Origin of the sequence: Flavobacterium sediminilitoris (assembly GCF_023008245.1) — a bacterium.
In the GTDB taxonomy this organism is placed as follows: domain Bacteria; phylum Bacteroidota; class Bacteroidia; order Flavobacteriales; family Flavobacteriaceae; genus Flavobacterium; species Flavobacterium sediminilitoris.
In genome coordinates this window covers 1,232,565-1,248,911 of the sequence record NZ_CP090145.1, presented here as the reverse complement: position 1 = coordinate 1,248,911, position 16,347 = coordinate 1,232,565, and the positions used below count along the sequence as shown (strand labels likewise).

General features: G+C 29.1%; 16 protein-coding genes. 4 read left to right on the top strand and 12 right to left on the bottom strand.

All coding sequences use genetic code 11. The features are described 5' to 3' along the window. Nucleotides 1–2: 2 nt before the first annotated feature. The 11 genes from LXD69_RS05770 to LXD69_RS05720 form a co-directional block, all read right to left on the bottom strand. The gene (locus LXD69_RS05770; protein ID WP_045970059.1) at nt 3–503 is read right to left on the bottom strand and encodes a F0F1 ATP synthase subunit B; all 501 of its coding nucleotides are present in this window, start codon (nt 501–503) and stop codon (nt 3–5) included. 83 nt (nt 504–586) lie between these two features. Beyond that, nucleotides 587–781 (bottom strand): ATP synthase F0 subunit C, encoded by a 195-nt coding sequence (locus LXD69_RS05765; protein ID WP_246918169.1) that lies wholly within the window; start codon nt 779–781, stop codon nt 587–589. Between the two features lie 35 nt (nt 782–816). Continuing rightward, on the bottom strand, nt 817–2,010 hold the full coding sequence (atpB, locus tag LXD69_RS05760; RefSeq protein ID WP_246918864.1) for a F0F1 ATP synthase subunit A: 1,194 nt from the start codon (nt 2,008–2,010) through the stop codon (nt 817–819). A 116-nt stretch (nt 2,011–2,126) separates the two neighbouring features. Beyond that, nucleotides 2,127–2,519: a hypothetical protein gene (locus tag LXD69_RS05755; protein ID WP_246918167.1), complete on the bottom strand. Its 393-nt coding sequence runs from the start codon at nt 2,517–2,519 to the stop codon at nt 2,127–2,129. Next, nucleotides 2,516–2,725 (bottom strand): AtpZ/AtpI family protein, encoded by a 210-nt coding sequence (locus LXD69_RS05750; RefSeq protein WP_045970066.1) that lies wholly within the window; start codon nt 2,723–2,725, stop codon nt 2,516–2,518. Before LXD69_RS05750 ends, LXD69_RS05755 begins: the two co-directional genes overlap by 4 nt. Nucleotides 2,726–2,802: 77 nt before the next feature. Then, nucleotides 2,803–5,649, bottom strand: coding sequence for a TonB-dependent receptor (locus LXD69_RS05745; RefSeq protein WP_246918165.1), 2,847 nt, complete (start codon nt 5,647–5,649; stop codon nt 2,803–2,805). A gap of 355 nt (nt 5,650–6,004) precedes the next feature. Then, nucleotides 6,005–6,391: a bactofilin family protein gene (locus LXD69_RS05740; protein ID WP_246918163.1), complete on the bottom strand. Its 387-nt coding sequence runs from the start codon at nt 6,389–6,391 to the stop codon at nt 6,005–6,007. Nucleotides 6,392–6,425: 34 nt separating this feature from the next. Then, entirely contained in the window at nt 6,426–9,029 is a 2,604-nt protein-coding gene (gene porW, locus LXD69_RS05735) for a type IX secretion system periplasmic lipoprotein PorW/SprE (protein WP_246918161.1), read from the bottom strand. 105 nt (nt 9,030–9,134) lie between these two features. Next, complete coding sequence (locus LXD69_RS05730) at nt 9,135–9,800, bottom strand: aspartate kinase (RefSeq protein WP_045970074.1); 666 nt, start codon at nt 9,798–9,800, stop codon at nt 9,135–9,137. A gap of 53 nt (nt 9,801–9,853) precedes the next feature. Further along, nucleotides 9,854–10,213, bottom strand: a complete 360-nt coding sequence (locus LXD69_RS05725; protein ID WP_045970076.1) for a YraN family protein — start codon at nt 10,211–10,213, stop codon at nt 9,854–9,856. Between the two features lie 24 nt (nt 10,214–10,237). Then, nucleotides 10,238–11,134 (bottom strand): S66 peptidase family protein, encoded by an 897-nt coding sequence (locus LXD69_RS05720; protein ID WP_045970264.1) that lies wholly within the window; start codon nt 11,132–11,134, stop codon nt 10,238–10,240. Between the two features lie 191 nt (nt 11,135–11,325). Between LXD69_RS05720 and metG the strand changes: the two genes are divergently transcribed. The 4 genes from metG to LXD69_RS05700 all read left to right on the top strand — a co-directional run bounded on the left by metG (nt 11,326) and on the right by LXD69_RS05700 (nt 15,942). Continuing rightward, nucleotides 11,326–13,389, top strand: a complete 2,064-nt coding sequence (gene metG, locus LXD69_RS05715; RefSeq protein ID WP_246918159.1) for a methionine--tRNA ligase — start codon at nt 11,326–11,328, stop codon at nt 13,387–13,389. A gap of 7 nt (nt 13,390–13,396) precedes the next feature. Further along, complete coding sequence (locus tag LXD69_RS05710) at nt 13,397–14,254, top strand: DMT family transporter (protein WP_246918157.1); 858 nt, start codon at nt 13,397–13,399, stop codon at nt 14,252–14,254. An 88-nt stretch (nt 14,255–14,342) separates the two neighbouring features. Next, nucleotides 14,343–15,035: an HAD family hydrolase gene (locus tag LXD69_RS05705; RefSeq protein WP_246918155.1), complete on the top strand. Its 693-nt coding sequence runs from the start codon at nt 14,343–14,345 to the stop codon at nt 15,033–15,035. 7 nt (nt 15,036–15,042) lie between these two features. Continuing rightward, nucleotides 15,043–15,942 (top strand): histone deacetylase family protein, encoded by a 900-nt coding sequence (locus LXD69_RS05700; RefSeq protein ID WP_246918153.1) that lies wholly within the window; start codon nt 15,043–15,045, stop codon nt 15,940–15,942. 67 nt (nt 15,943–16,009) lie between these two features. Here the strand turns inward: LXD69_RS05700 and LXD69_RS05695 are convergent, their stop codons facing one another. Beyond that, nucleotides 16,010–16,342, bottom strand: coding sequence for a single-stranded DNA-binding protein (locus tag LXD69_RS05695; protein WP_246918150.1), 333 nt, complete (start codon nt 16,340–16,342; stop codon nt 16,010–16,012). Between the last annotated feature and the right edge of the window lie 5 nt (nt 16,343–16,347).

The following is a 16,347-nucleotide window of genomic DNA, read 5'->3' as shown; positions in this document are numbered from 1 at the left end:
AATTAATTTAATTTAGCATCACCTAACATCTTCTCAACTAATTTAGTTTGAGCATCTTTGTTAGACAGTTCGTCTCTTAATATTTTTTCTGCAATTTCTAATGAAAGTGAAGAAACTTGATTTTTTAATTCTGACATTGCAGCATTTTTCTCGTTTTCGATAGCTGCTTTTGCTTGAGCAATCATTTTGTTACCTTGTTCTACCGCTTCATTTTTAGCTTCAGCAATCATAGTATCTTTCATTTCGCGAGCTTCTTTAAGCATTGCGTCTCTTTCAGCACGAGCTTCAACTAGCAACTTTTCGTTATCTGCTTTTAAATTTGCTAAATCTTTTTTAGCGTTTTCTGCAGCCATTAAAGCATTAGATATACCTTCTTCACGAGCTGATAAAGAAGCAATAATTGGCTTCCATGCAAATTTAGCTAATAATATAATTAAAATTACAAGTATAATAGCTTGCCAAAAAAACAAACCGTATGAAAAATCATTAATTAATTTATCCATTATATAAACTTTAAAATATGTTTCAAAAAAATTGTTTAATAAAACAACACCTTAAGCCAACCGCTAAAGGTGTTGTTTTTTAATTAAGCTCCTAAGATTAAAGCACCGAATGCTAAACCTTCCAATAATGCACCGATGATAATCATCGCAGTTTGAATTTTACCAGCAGCTTCTGGTTGGCGAGCAATAGCGTCCATTGCTGAACCACCAATTTTACCTAAACCTAAACCAGCTCCGATTACGATTAAACCTGCACCTACTAAATTTGGAATTTCCATAATAATTGATATATATAATTAAACAAATTTTATTCTTAAACTATTACATTATCGTGATCACCTAAACCATCGTTACTATGATGTTCGTCATGATGATGCTCTTGAACCGCCATACCAATAAATAAAGACGATAACATTGTAAATATATAGGCCTGCAAAAATGCAACTAAAATTTCAATTACAGAAATAAACAATGTTAACGCCAAAGAAACTGTTGTAGCTCCTACTGTTGTTAACTGCTCTTTCATTACAAAAACAATAGCGATTAATCCCATTACTACTGTGTGCCCTGCAGTTATATTTGCAAACAAACGAATCATTAAAGAGAATGGCTTTGTAAACATTCCTAAAACCTCAATTGGTGCTAAAATAATTTTCATTGGAATTGGAACTCCTGGCATCCAAAAAATGTGTCCCCAATAATCTTTATTTGCGCTAAACTGAGTAATAATAAATGTGAATATTGCCAAACACATTGTTACTGCAATATTTCCTGTAACATTAATTCCTAGTGGTGTTAAGCCAATTAAATTTAATAACCATATTAAGAAAAACACAGTTAACAAGTATGGCGTAAATTTTTTATACTTTGCTTCACCGATATTTGGTCTTGCAATTTCATCTCTAACATAAATTACTAAAGGTTCTAAAACTCTATTAAATCCTTTTGGTAAATTATTATGACTTGTCTTATATGTTTTAGCTAAACCAAAAAACAATAAGAAAATTACAATTGAAGTTAATAATAATGCAAAAACATTCTTCGTTATAGAAAAATCTAAAGGCTTTGCATTTGTTGGATGATGATGTTCATCAAAACTTAATACACCTTCTGCATCTGTTTTATAAATCTTCCCATGAAACAATTTATAATATTGTCCGTCTACTTCTGCAACTCTTTCGCCATGATGGAATTTTGAAGAAGAAAACACTTTCAATCCATTATCAATTAAAATAACTGGCAATGAAAATCCATAATGCTTCCCTTCCGCTTCATCTGAAAAGAATACAAAATCATACGAGTCTTGCAAGTGATGCGCAATATGTGCATTTACTTTTTCTTTTTGTGATAAACCTTCATGGTTAGAATGATTTTCTACATGAGATTCATGTACGTGTTCGACAGCAACTGATGTGCTATCTGAAGTCGTGTTAGCTGTACTAATAAATGGTAGTATCGAAAATGCGATAGCTACAATTAAACTAAGTGGTTTTCTTGAAATCACCATATCGTTATAAAATATAATTTTTACGGTCGTTAAAATTTTTTGCAAAAGTACAATTTTAATTATTATTCCGTTATTGAAAAATAACTTTTTTTACGAACCTGTTATTTTTTTTAATTTTAGCTTTTTTTATTTAATATTTTAACTGTAAAACAGACATCTACCAACATGAACTCTATGAAAAGAATAAAAAATGATACTTTCTCATAATTATTCAAAATATCTGATTGTTTAATCAATGAAATAAAAATATAGCAAATGATTAATTTAATAGTAAGTGTTACTAAAAATGCAAAACCTAAAATTTCTTTTTTCTTATTATTAATATAGTCATGTGTAGCAAGCAATAAAAAACTACTAGCTACAAAAAAAAGACTCATTTTATATATATTCACATTTGCATCACTTAACACTTCTTCTAATTGAAAGACTTTTATAATTAAAAGGTTTATAATTAGAATTATTGTTACAATTACACAATAATACACATAGATATTGTTCTTTATTTTCATTTATCATTCTTATTTAAAAAAATCACCTGCTTAACAACATAGTATATTGCTAAAATGACACCGATTAAGGTGCAAACTTCTTGATAATATGTTTTTTGATATTTTTCATCTAAATAAGTCCCTAAATAGTGCGCAATAAAAATAGTAAATCCCATTTGAAATGGGATTGTTATTAATGACAACCATTTATTAGGCTTCTTATTCATTTTTTTGAAATATTGCGTAAATATAAAAAAAAGGGGTTGCAAACGCAACCCCTTTTCTAAACTATAATTCTAAATGATTAAAACTCATATCTTGCGGTAAAATTCCATGTTCTCCCTAAACCGAAAAACGCATTGTTTCCTCCAGCAATTCCTCTATAAATATTCCCATTATCTCTAAAAGATGGATTACTTGTGCTATTTTCATTGTAGGTTGAAGGATCTATACTATCTAATTGATAACTAGAATTTGATTCTGAAATATATTTTCTATTGAAAAAATTATTAATATTCAAACGTAAATCAATAGCATTTACCACATTTATTTTAAATCTATATGACACAAAAGCATCTACAACTGTAAAATCTGGTAACCTCACAGGACTCTCAAATGCAAATGCTTCGCCATAAAAAGCAGGATCATATCTCTCTAAAGAAGGAGAAGCATACATTTTATCAGAATATTTAAGGTTTGAACCAAATATAAAGTTAGAAAACACTTCATAATTTGCTCCTATTGAAGCCATTAATTGAGGTGCTCCTCCTATTTTATGATCTTCAATATATAATATTGAAGGTTCTGACAAATCTCCATTTGCTGTAGGTGCTAAATTTTGGAAAATTGCATTTGAACTATATGTCCAATCGCCAAGTGATAATGTTCCATTTAAAATTACTTTTCTAATTGGAGCAGCAGTAATATCTAACTCAATTCCTTTGTTTATTCTATTTATTCCCGATGTTGTTCCAAAATTACCTGCTTCAGGTGTATAATATGGTGTTTCTGCATTATCATGTGTTGATGAATATGCACTTAAATTTAAATTAAGATGTCTTGATCTGAATCCATACCCAACTTCAAAAGATTTAAACTTTTCGTTTTTATAATTTGGATTCACATCATTATTTAAACCACTATAAACTGTAACGAAAACTGGAGGTCTTGACACAAATCCTGCATTCGCCCATATATTGTGTTTACGCGTTATGTTATAATTAACACCAAACTTTGCATTATACCCATCAATAGCTAATTCTCCTGTTGCATTTTTAGAATCATCAATTAACGAATAATCTACTCTTTCAATAAATTGTCTATTAAACCCTCCTTGTGCTAATAAATTCAACTTCCATATATCATATTCAATTTGTGCATAAGATCCCAAATAAGCAATTTTAGCATCGTAATTATAATCTACTGGTGTTGCTCCTAAATTCTTTTTAGTAAAATCTAAAATAGGTTCAGGCAAAGCTGTATTTGATGTATTTAATGAATACCAAAGACCTGGCGTGCTTGCATTTAAAGCATCATAAAAATCGATAGAATATGCAGATGCTCCAAATAAATCATTAACAATTCTAGTTTTATTATATATGGTTTTTCTAGAATCTATACCTAAATTAAGTGATAAATTCTTCGCCAATTCAGTTTTTAAATTTAAAATTCCACCATAGAAAGTTTGATTTGTAATTTCTGATAATAATGTTAAACCAGAATCATTTGAAGCCACTGGATTTCCATTGTTATCAGTAAATACTCCATTAAAAGGAGAATTAACATACTGACCGTTATAATTAGGATCTCTCATAAATGTAGTTCCTCCAAACACAGCTGGATTCCCTGAATTATATTGATTAATAAAATTCAAATCAATTTGACTATTATTATCTAAAATATCAAGTCCAGAAGCTCCTAAAATTCCTCCTGAAAAATTTGTATGACCACTAGTTCCTTTTGAACCATACAATTTTGTTGATATTTGTGTTTTATCACTTACATTTAAATCCCATTGGAAAATTCCTAATGGTTTATGTCCGAAATTTACCTTAGTATTATATTCTTTACCATTCAAATATCCCCAATCACGATTGTATTTAGTATCTGCTTCATTTGTACCATTACCTTGAAACACATAATTTGACAAAGCGATATCAGAAACTCTTTGATTATGCCATTGTGGCGAACCAAATATTTTAAATTGAAAGTCACTTTTCCCTTTGTTATAACCTAATGCCATATAATATGAATATGCTTCAAAATTTGTTGATTTAACATATCCATCTCCTGAAGTTGCACTTAATAAAAAGTTTGCAGAAAACCCGTTTTTAAGTTGACCTGTTGCATAAGATCCTGCAAATTTTCTATATCCATTGTTCCCTACAGAATTATACAAAAAACCTCCTTTATCATGATTTGCATTTCTTAAAATCATGTTCATTGTACCTGCTACAGATGAATTTACTAATTTTGAAGCTCCTAATCCTCTTTGTAACTGGATTGATGTCGCAACATCATTCATTGAAGAAATATTTGCCCAATCTACAATTCCTGCTTCTAAGTCATATACCGGAATACCATCAATCATAGGAGACAAATTGTTTTGCTCAAAACCTCTCACATTAATTCTTGAATCTCCAAAACCACCTCCTACTCTAGAAGTATAAACTCCTGGCATTTGGCTAGTTAATTCGATAAAATCTTTATTTGAAACTTTTTCACGCATTTCATAGTTTCTCATTGTAGACGAAGAGATAGGTGTTTTTCTATCTTTAATAACGTCGATACTTGAGGTTGTTACTATTACATCTTTTTCTACAACTAAATTATCTTCTAAATATATTGTACCTAAGTCTATAGTATCATCTTGATTTTTGTAAAATGAAATTACTTTTGTAACATATCCATGCATTGAAATTTCAATTGTTCCAAATGCTTTTACTGAACTGATTTTAAATGTCCCATCAAAATCTACTGTTGTTTTTTCCTCAACATTACTACTGGGTGACAATACGCTTACCGTTGCTCCAAAAAGACTTAGTCTTTCTTTGTTATCCTTAACAACTCCTTTAAATTTACTTTGTGCATTAGATTGAAACACACTCATAATGCAAAGAGTCATTAATAAATAATAAAAATTCTTTCTCATAAAATTGTACTTTGTATTTAAAGCACAAATATTTTTGAAAAAAAAATTATAAAACAATTTGACTTTCTATGTAAAATAACACTTTTGCATTATTTTGGTTTTTTCAATGATTAATCTTCTATTTTTTATGTTAAAAAAAACCAAAAATATTTCTTAATAAAAATTAAAAAAAATAGATAATTAAGTTTTATTAAGTTTTTGTTAAGAAATCTTTAAAAGTGATTTTTTTACAAAAATTTATTCTTATAAAAACAAAATGTTTTGAATTTCAAGTTTATCTTTAACAAATGAAGTTTGTCAAATAAAAAAAATCCCATTAAAAATGAGATTTCTAAGACTATTTAACTAGTTATTTTTATGATTTAGCATCCGTTTTTACTGTTTTAGATTGTGATTTCATTCCACAAGTAGCTTCAAAAACTGCTCCTGGTTCAACAGAAAGCTTTCCAACAAGTACATCTCCTTTTATTTTTGCTGTTGATTTTATTGTTAATAATTCTTCTACCTCTAGTTTTCCTACATAGTTTCCTTCAATATCAACATTCTTACATTTAATATCTCCTTGAACTTCACCTGATGTTCCGATAACCAATTTTCCTCCTGAAGTATAATTTCCAATTAATATTCCGTCTAATCTAAAATCATCTTTCGATTCAATATTTCCAGTAATAATGGTTCCTTGTACAATTCGGTTTGTTTTTCCTAATGGCGTTTCTTTTTGTTTTGTTGTTTTATCGAACATTTTTTATAAATAATTTGGGGGTTGAGTTATTGGTTTATTTAATCCATTCTTCAAATTTCTTTTTTACTTGAATTACTTTATAATCTTCAGTAGAAACAATATGAACTTCATCTTTAATCTTATAATCTTTATATTCTTGTAAAATACTTAAGGTTGCTTTTGCAACTTCTTCAGTAATAAAACCATGTATAACAACGAAGTTATCATCTAATGTATAGATATCTGTTGATAATTTCAAATCTTCATTATTACGTGCTTTTAGATATTTCTCAACCTTATCTATTAATTTTTTAGTATTCTCTTGATCTGTTTCTTTTTTTGGAAAGACTAATTTCCATGATGTTCCTTCTGCATTTCCAAAATTTATTGTTTCTAATCTTGGAATATCATTTTGCAATAATTGTTCTGCTTGTTTTCCTTCTTCAATATCAGGATATGTTAATGATACAAAGTTTAAAGCTTTCTTATATTCATCTACACCTTTTAATCTTCCAATTACATTTGCTTTAAGCATTTCAAACTTAGGCAATGATTCTTCTCCAAAATATTGCTCAATTCTTTCTTCTACTTCTTTATAGACTTCTCTCAGTTGATTTTTTTCGTATTTTTTAAATAATTTATTATAGACCGCTTCCGGATTTGAATCGTCTTCCATTGCTTCTGAAGGGTTTTCTATAATTTGCGTATATCTACTATTAGGATATTCTAAAGTAATTTGACGTTTATAATCCTCTGCTTTCTGAGGGTTTATAATTTCATAAATCTTATATAAGTTATACTTAGCTGGTAAAATCAACCTCTCTTCAGGATTATTTTTAAGCAATTTTTCTAATCTATTAGTAGCTAATTCATATTCTTTAAATTTTTCTTTATAGATAACACCCAGTTGATAATAGGCATAATTTCTGTCTTTATGAATACTATCAATAATGGTTTGCTCTTTTGGTAGTTGTGATGTATAAAAAGAAACTTTGTATTCTGGTTTATTTTCAATGTGATTTAAAGAATCATTTTCAACAATATTATCTTGATTCTCTTCATCATCATCTAATTCTTTTGATGAATTATTTCCCGAAGACATTCTCCAATCTTCTTTATATTGTCTGTCTCCCCATTTGTTTTTAAATTCTTTTTTTCCAAAAGCTACTGTTACAGGATTATAAAAATAAAACGTGCTTTGTTCTTCTTTTCCCCCTGACAAGTTTTTAGCAGGAAGAGAATTTATTTTACTTTGTTGACTTAATTTAGAAAAACTATTATTAGCATTTGCTAAGTTAGCGGCTTTATTTGCTTCTAATTCAGCTTTTTCTGCTGCAATTTTAGCTTTTAACTCATCTTCTTTCTTTAGTTTTTCTATATACTTTTCAAAATAATTATTTCTTTCAATTTCAGACATCGCAACCAAGGCAAGAATACTATCATTTACTTTTGCTATTTCTTCATATTTAATAACATCATCTAGATTATCCCTTTTCTTTTTAAATTTTCTATATTCTCTAGTTTTATCACTTAAACTATTTAATGTACTATCATAATATTTGCCTGCAATTTTATATTCTGCATTTTTAAAATATATTTCTCCAATATTTCTATAATTTGAAGCAACTAAATATTTGTCTTGTGATACTGTTCTAAGTGATTTGTTATAATACTTTTTAGCTGTACTATCAATTTCTTGTTTATCATAAAAAAGCCCCATTTGATGATGTAAAATATCCAAATAAGGTCTGTTTTCTCTATCTTCAATTAATTTATTGAATTTTTCAGTAAAAATTAAAGTATCTCCATTTTTATAATCGAACTGAGCTGCTTGCTTTGCATGTGCTTGAATTACATATCTTCTAGGAGATTTTCTATTCATGTCTATTACTTCTTGAAAAGCTGCATAAGCACTATCATTATATTCTAATGATTCATATAGTTGACCTAATATAAAAGAATACCTTGCTCGTTCTTCTTTCGTTTTTGTATTTTCCTTTGCAATTTTTATAGTTGTGATCGCGCTATCTTTTGATCCTACATTGAGATATGCTTGTGACAACATTGCGTTTGCATCAGCTAAATCTTGTCCTTCTATTTTATCGCTTTCTAATAGTTTTTTAAGATTCTTTATTGCTGTTTCCTCGTTATCTAAACGAATATTGACTTTTTCTCTCCATACTTTTGCATGATAGATTTTGTCGCTTTTTGGGTATTTATATAAAATATAATTTAATGCTTCTAAAGCAGGAATAAAACGATTATCAAAATATCTTGCTTTTGCTAATAACAAATAGGCTTCATCCATTTGAGGGTTTCTCTCAGAACCTTGTATGTTCATGGAATGCTTTTGAATTGCTTTTACTGCTTTTTCTTCCGCTCGTTCAAAATTTGGATTTTTTGTTTGACCTGGTAATATTTCTTCTTCAACATTAGGCATCCTTTCAATTGGTAATATTTCCCAAAAATTGTCTTTATATGTTAAGACTAATTCTGCCTGACCCGCATCTAAGGCTAAGTTTCCATTGTATAACACATTATATTCTGTAGTAACTGCATGGAAATTTCTATTGACAAACTTATCTTTTTTAACAGAACAACCTATTATAAAAAGTAGTAAGCCAAAAATATATGAGTATTTTAATATATTGTTCTTCAAGATAAAACGCTTTATTTCTTTAACTTCAATTTTCTCTTTTTAGTATCAAAGAATGGTAAAAATACATTTCTTTTTTTGATGTAAAAAGAAACAAACGCTTTTTTACTAATCTTGAATACTTTTCAAGTCTTTTATTACTTTAAATGCAATATCTATTTGACTATCACTCACAATTATTGTAAACTCATTTGTGGTTGAAATTACTTCGTGAATAATAATTCCTTCCCATGCCAAGCGCTGAAAAATATAATAATAAACTCCTGGAACAGAAATATTTTCTTGAGGAAGTTTTACCGTAATTGATGATAAGTTTTCAATTTTATGCGTTATTTTTTCCATTTTTAGTAGATCTGCTACCAAATAAGACACAGATGTACTTATAATGATATTTGTTTCATTTACACCTCTCGATGATGTATAAAAAACATCTGATTCTTTATTAATTTCAGATAACAACTTAGCCTGATTATCTAACAAAGTATCTGAAATATTGAAAGCATAGTCTGTTAATGAAGATCGAACCGTTATTTCACCTGTATTTTTTAATACTCTTGAAATTTTATGATTGATTTTGAAATCTAATTCTTCAGAAAGTCTTTTCAAAGACATTACAACGGCTCCTTGTTTAATATCTTTTCCTAATTCTTTTTCCAAATAAGGCATCATTACTCTGGCTAAAGAAGTTAAGTTTATGATTCCTTGAGATAAGGAATTTAATAAGAAAGGTTTTGACTTAATGTACTGTTCTACAACTGAGGAAATTGTTTTCATTTTTAAAAAGTTTTTACAAATATAATAAAAAACACAAAATGTTATATTTATAACTAAAAATAATAAAAAGCTTCTTCTATATGCTCTATGTTATATTTCTGTTTTTCTTTATATACTGCTATTATATCAAACCTAACTTCAACATCTAAATCATTTGAAATAATATACTCATTTATTGCTTTTACGAGTAACTGAACTTTTTTTGGCTTAACAAAATCTTGTGGTAAACCAAAATCCAAACTAGATCTTGTTTTTACTTCAACAACTGCTAGTGTGTTTTCTTTTTGAGCAATAATATCAATTTCCGCTTTATCAAAAACCCAATTAGTTTCTAAAATTTCGTATCCTTTCCCTTGAAGATATTCGGCCGCTTTTTCCTCTCCTATTTTACCTAATTCATTATGTTCTGCCATACCTTTATAAATTTACAAGATATTTTAATTAAATTTTAATTTAACATCTCTTTCATTTACTTCAAATTCTACTTGGCTTCCTAAAATTAATGTACGATTATCTTTTTGATGACCTGCACAAAACTCAAAAGCAATAGGGATATTATACTCTTTCATTATAGCCGTTATAATTTGAACTTCATTTTGTCCAAAAGGAATTTCATTATCATGCATATCGCGCATACTTCCTACAATAATTCCTCTTACATTTTCAAAATACCCATTCCTTTTAATATTATATAACATTCTATCAATATGATATAAGTATTCGTCTAAGTCTTCAATAAATAGAATTTTATCTTTAGTATTAATAGATGATTTTGACCCTAACAAACTATATAAAATTGAAATATTTCCCCCAACTAGTTCTCCCTTTACTTTTCCCTTAACATCATAAGGTTTTGAAGGAATAGTATATGACAACTCATTACCAAACAAGGCATCTTTAAATGTTTTCTTCACATCCTCTGGAGCATTGGGAACTGTAAAAGGCATAATTGAATGTAAAGAAGCTATTCCTAAAGTATTCAAATGACTATGTAAAACCGTTACATCACTAAAACCCATAATCCATTTTGGTTGATTCTGAAACTTCGTAAAGTCTACTAAATCAATTATTCTTACTGTTCCATACCCTCCACGTGCACACCAAATTGCTTTTACATTATCATCATCCATCATTTGTTGTAAGTCAGCAGCTCTTTCAGCATCTGTTCCACCTAATTGGCAACTATCTAATCCTATTGTTCTTCCAAGTTTCGTTTTTAAACCCCAAGATTCTAATAAATGAATAGCTGGTTTTGCTTCTTCAGGCATAAATTTTCGAGCAGTACATACAATAGCAACTGTATCGCCCTTTTTTAAAAATGGTGGAATCTTCATTTTTGTTTGAGAGTAATTAAAATTAGAAATAAATAAAAGTAAAAACAATAAACGAATCATTTAATTAGTAATAAAATTAATACTTTACTTCAAAAATAAACAAATTCAATTTAAAATTCGCTTATTCTGAATCAATGATTTATTTTTGCACTTATTCTGAATAAGATTCAGCAACTAATTTATTAAAAACCATGTTAGAAAATCCAAAAAGATACACCATTACTGCTGCCTTACCTTATACTAATGGCCCTATACATATAGGTCACTTAGCAGGTGTTTATGTTCCAAGTGATATTTATGCAAGATACTTGCGTTTACAAGGAAAAGATGTTGCTTTTATGTGTGGAAGTGACGAACATGGTGTTGCTATTTCAATGAAAGCAAAAAAAGAAGGGATTACTCCTCAAGAAGTAATTGACAAATATGATGAAATTATTCGTCAATCTTTTTTAGATTTTGGAATTTCATTTGACAATTATTCTAGAACTTCTGCAAAAATTCATCATGATACTGCTTCTGATTTTTTTAGAAAACTATATGATGATGGAAAATTCATAGAAGAAACTACTGAACAATTATATGATGCTAAAGCAGATCAGTTTTTAGCCGATCGTTTTGTGACAGGTACTTGTCCGAAATGTGGAAATGAAGAAGCTTATGGAGATCAATGTGAAAAATGTGGTTCTTCTTTAAATGCAACAGATTTAATTAATCCAAAATCGACAATTACAGGTGAAACTCCTATTTTAAAAGAAACAAAGCATTGGTTTTTACCTTTAAATGAATATGATGCTTTCCTTCGTGAATGGGTCTTAGAAGGTCATAAAAACGATTGGAAACCTAATGTTTACGGACAAGTAAAATCGTGGGTTGATGGTGGTTTGGAGCCAAGAGCTGTTACACGTGATTTAGATTGGGGAATTGATGTTCCTGTTGAAGGAGCTGAAGGAAAAAAACTATATGTATGGTTCGATGCTCCTATTGGCTATATCTCTGCTACAAAAGAATGGGCTGCAAAAGAAGGAAAAGACTGGGAGCTGTATTGGAAAGACCAAGATACTAAATTAGTTCATTTTATTGGTAAAGACAATATTGTTTTCCATTGTATTATTTTCCCTGCAATGTTAAAAGCAGAGGGAAGTTATATTTTGCCTGATAATGTTCCTGCTAATGAATTCTTAAATTTAGAAGGTAGTAAATTATCTACTTCTAAAAATTGGGCAGTTTGGTTACACGAATATCTACAAGATTTTCCAAATAGACAAGATGCTTTGCGTTATGCATTAACTGCTAATGCTCCAGAAACAAAAGATAATGATTTTACTTGGAAAGATTTTCAAGCAAGAAACAATAATGAATTGGCTGCTATTTATGGTAACTTCATCAATAGAGTTGTAGTATTAACCAATAAATATTACAATGGTGTTGTTCCTGCTCCAAATGAGTTTACAGAAATTGACGAACAGACATTAACAGAATTAAAAGCGTATCCAGCAGTAATATCTTCTTCTATTGAACGCTACCGATTCAGAGAAGCTCTAGCTGAAGTTATGAATGTTGCTCGTTTAGGCAATAAATATTTAGCAGATGAAGAACCATGGAAAATGGTAAAGGAAAGTCCTGAAAGAGTAAAAACACAAATGTATGTTGCGCTACAAATTGCAACGGCTTTAAGTGTTTTATGTGAACCATTTTTACCTTTTACATCAACTAAGTTAAAATCAATTTTAAAACTAACTGATTCAGAATTAAACTGGAATGACATTTCTAAGAAAACAGAATTGATCCCTTCAAATCATCAAATTGGTCAAGCTGAAATTTTATTTGCTCAAATTGACGATGCAGAGATACAAAAACAAATTGATAAATTAGAAGCTACAAAAACAGCTAACAAAATGGAAAATGCTAAAGCAGAGCCACAAAAAGAGACAGCAACTTTTGATGACTTTACAAAATTAGATATTCGTGTAGGAACTATTTTAGAAGCTGAAAAAATGCCAAAAGCAAATAAACTTTTAGTTTTAAAAGTAGATACTGGAATTGATGTAAGAACTATTGTTTCTGGAATTGCAGAGCATTTTTCTCCTGAAGAAATAATTGGTAAAAGAGTAACCGTTTTAGTAAATCTTGCGCCAAGAGCCTTACGTGGTGTTGAGAGTGCTGGAATGATTCTAATGACTAATAATGCTGAAGGAAAACTAGTATTCGTTAATCCAGACGCTGAAGGTGTTTTAAATGGCGCTTTAATTAGTTAAAAACATAATGAATAAACCTAGAATAGCTCTATTAATAGGAATAATTTGTATTTCTATTTTTCCTATATTAATTAAACTACAATTAACATCAGGATTAATTTCTGCTTTTTATAGAATGGCAATTGCTCTAGGTTTATTACTACCTTATGTTTTATTAACGAAAAAGATGATTATTCCTAAAAGCAAGCCATTATTTATTTCTATTTTTTGTGGTATTCTATTTGCTTCTGATGTAGCCGTTTGGAATGTTGCTATACAAAAATCGAGTGCTACTCAAGCAACACTTTTAACTAATTTAGCTCCTGTTTGGGTTGGAATTATTTCGTTTTTTTTCTTAAAAAACAAGCCCACGACTAATTTCTGGATTGGAACTGTCGTTGCTCTTTTTGGAATGATAACACTAGTTGGGTTTGATTTTTTTATCAAAATGAACTTTGATTTAGCCTTTTCATTGGCTATCCTATCAGGTGTTTTGTATGCTATATATATTCTTGTTAGTAAAAACGTCTTATCTAAGGTAGATATTTATTCATTTATGACCATAAGTTTATTTGCATCCACTCTATTTTTAGGAGCTATTTGTTTAATTGCAGATGAGCCATTTTTGGGTTTTTCTTCTAATGCTTGGCTTGTTCTTTTCATACAAGGAGCTATTTGCCAATTAGCTGCATGGTTACTAATTAGTTATGCTACTCAAAATATGCGCGCTACAAGAGTATCTCTCAGTTTATTAAGTCAAGGTGTAATTGCTACGTTTTTAGCCTGGTTATTTATAGATGAAAAAATAACACTACAGATGATAATAGGTGGTGTTATTCTACTTTCAGGAATTGGAATTACTTTTTATGAAAATAAGAATTCATAATACTATAAGGAGCCAATTAATCATTTTCTTAGTTAATTTCAAATACCTTATTTTTGTTATTAATTTACATTATTAGATATAAAGCAGTATGAAATTAAATCCAAAAATAATCGCTTTTGATGCAGATGACACACTTTGGCACAATGAACCTTACTTTGATGAAGCTCAAGAGCGTTTTTGTAGGTTATTTCAAGATTATGCTTCCAGTCAGGAAATTTTAGGACTAATTTTAAATCATCAGGTTAAAAACTTACCACTATATGGTTTTGGTATTAAAGCTTTTACTTTGTCAATGATTGAATCTGCTTTAGAATTAACGAAACATCAAATTTCTGGCAAAGGAATTGAACAGATTATAACTATTGGTAAAGACTTATTACAAAAACCTGTTGAATTACTCCCAAATATTGAAGAAGTATTAAAAACATTACAAGGAAAATACAAATTAGTTGTAGCAACTAAAGGAGATTTAAAAGACCAGCACAGAAAATTACATGATTCTGGATTAGGACACTATTTTCATCATATTGAAGTATTAAGTGATAAAACAGAACTAGATTATGAAAAAATGTTACATCGTTTAGATTGCAAATCGAATCATTTTTTAATGATTGGAAACTCACTAAAGTCAGATGTTTTGCCTATTTTAAATATTGGAGGTTTTGGTATTCACGTTCCATATCATACAACTTGGGAATATGAAAAAATTGACTTTGAAATTAAACATAATAATTTTTTAGCGCTTTCAAACATTATAGAAGTTTTAAACATTCTTGAATAAATAAAACATGTTTCCAATAGCTTTTCATTCTCTATACAGACACCCTTTACCAGAAGATCATCGGTTTCCAATGTTAAAATATGAGTTGCTACCTCAACAATTATTACATGAAGGAACTGCACTAAAAAATGATTTTTTTGAACCTGAAATGTGTGATCTAGATATTGTTTTAGCAGTTCATAATAAAGAATATGTTGCTGATTTATTGAATTTAACTTTAGAAGCTAGAGCTGCGAGAAGGATTGGTTTTCCACTTTCAAAAGAACTTGTCGAACGTGAATTTAGAATTACTCAAGGAACAATTTTGGGTTGTCAGAAGTCCTTTGAATCCAAAATTTCTTTTAATATCGCAGGAGGAACACATCACGCTTATTCAACTCATGGTGAAGCTTTTTGCTTATTAAATGACCAAGCTATTGCTGCTCAATATCTCTTAAATAAAAAATTAGCTAAAAAAGTTCTAATAATAGATTTAGATGTTCATCAAGGTAACGGTACAGCAGAAATTTTTCAAAACAATACAAAAGTATTTACTTTCTCTACTCATGGTAAAACCAATTATCCTTTTAGAAAAGAAAAATCGGATTTAGATATTGCCTTACCTGATGGAACCACTGACGAAGAGTTTTTAAAAACAATTTCAGAGATTGTCCCAAAATTAATCGAACAACAAAAACCCGATTTTATCTTTTATTTAGCTGGTGTTGATATTTTAAAAAGCGACAAATTAGGTAAACTTTCCTGTACTATTGAAGGATGCAAAAAACGAGATGAAATAGTATTTGAACTTTGTAATAAATTTCAAATTCCAGTTCAAGTTTCTATGGGTGGTGGTTATTCTCCAGAAATTAAAACCATTATTGAAGCGCATGCAAATACTTACAGAGTAGCAAAAAATATTTTTTAAAATGATCTCCTACCTTTAAAATAAGAGTTCAACTTCTCTAAAAATAAATAAGTTGAACTTCAGAAAATTACTTTCCTAATAAAAGTAAATCATTAATTATAACTTCAGTAATAAAACGTTTTACTCCGTCTTTATCTTCATAACTTCTATGAGTCAACTTCCCTTCAATAGCAATTTCTTTTCCTTTAGTTACATAGTTTTCAATTAAATCGGCTATTTTTCCCCAAGCAGTTAAACGGTGCCATTCAGTATTGTCCACCTTTTCTCCATTCGCGTTTGTATAACTTTCATTTGTTGCAAGTGTAATATTTGCTAGTTTTTTTCCTCCTTCAAAAGATTTAATTTCTGGTTCTTGTCCTACGTGTCCAATTAATTGTACTTTGTTTCTTAATGTATTCATGGCGT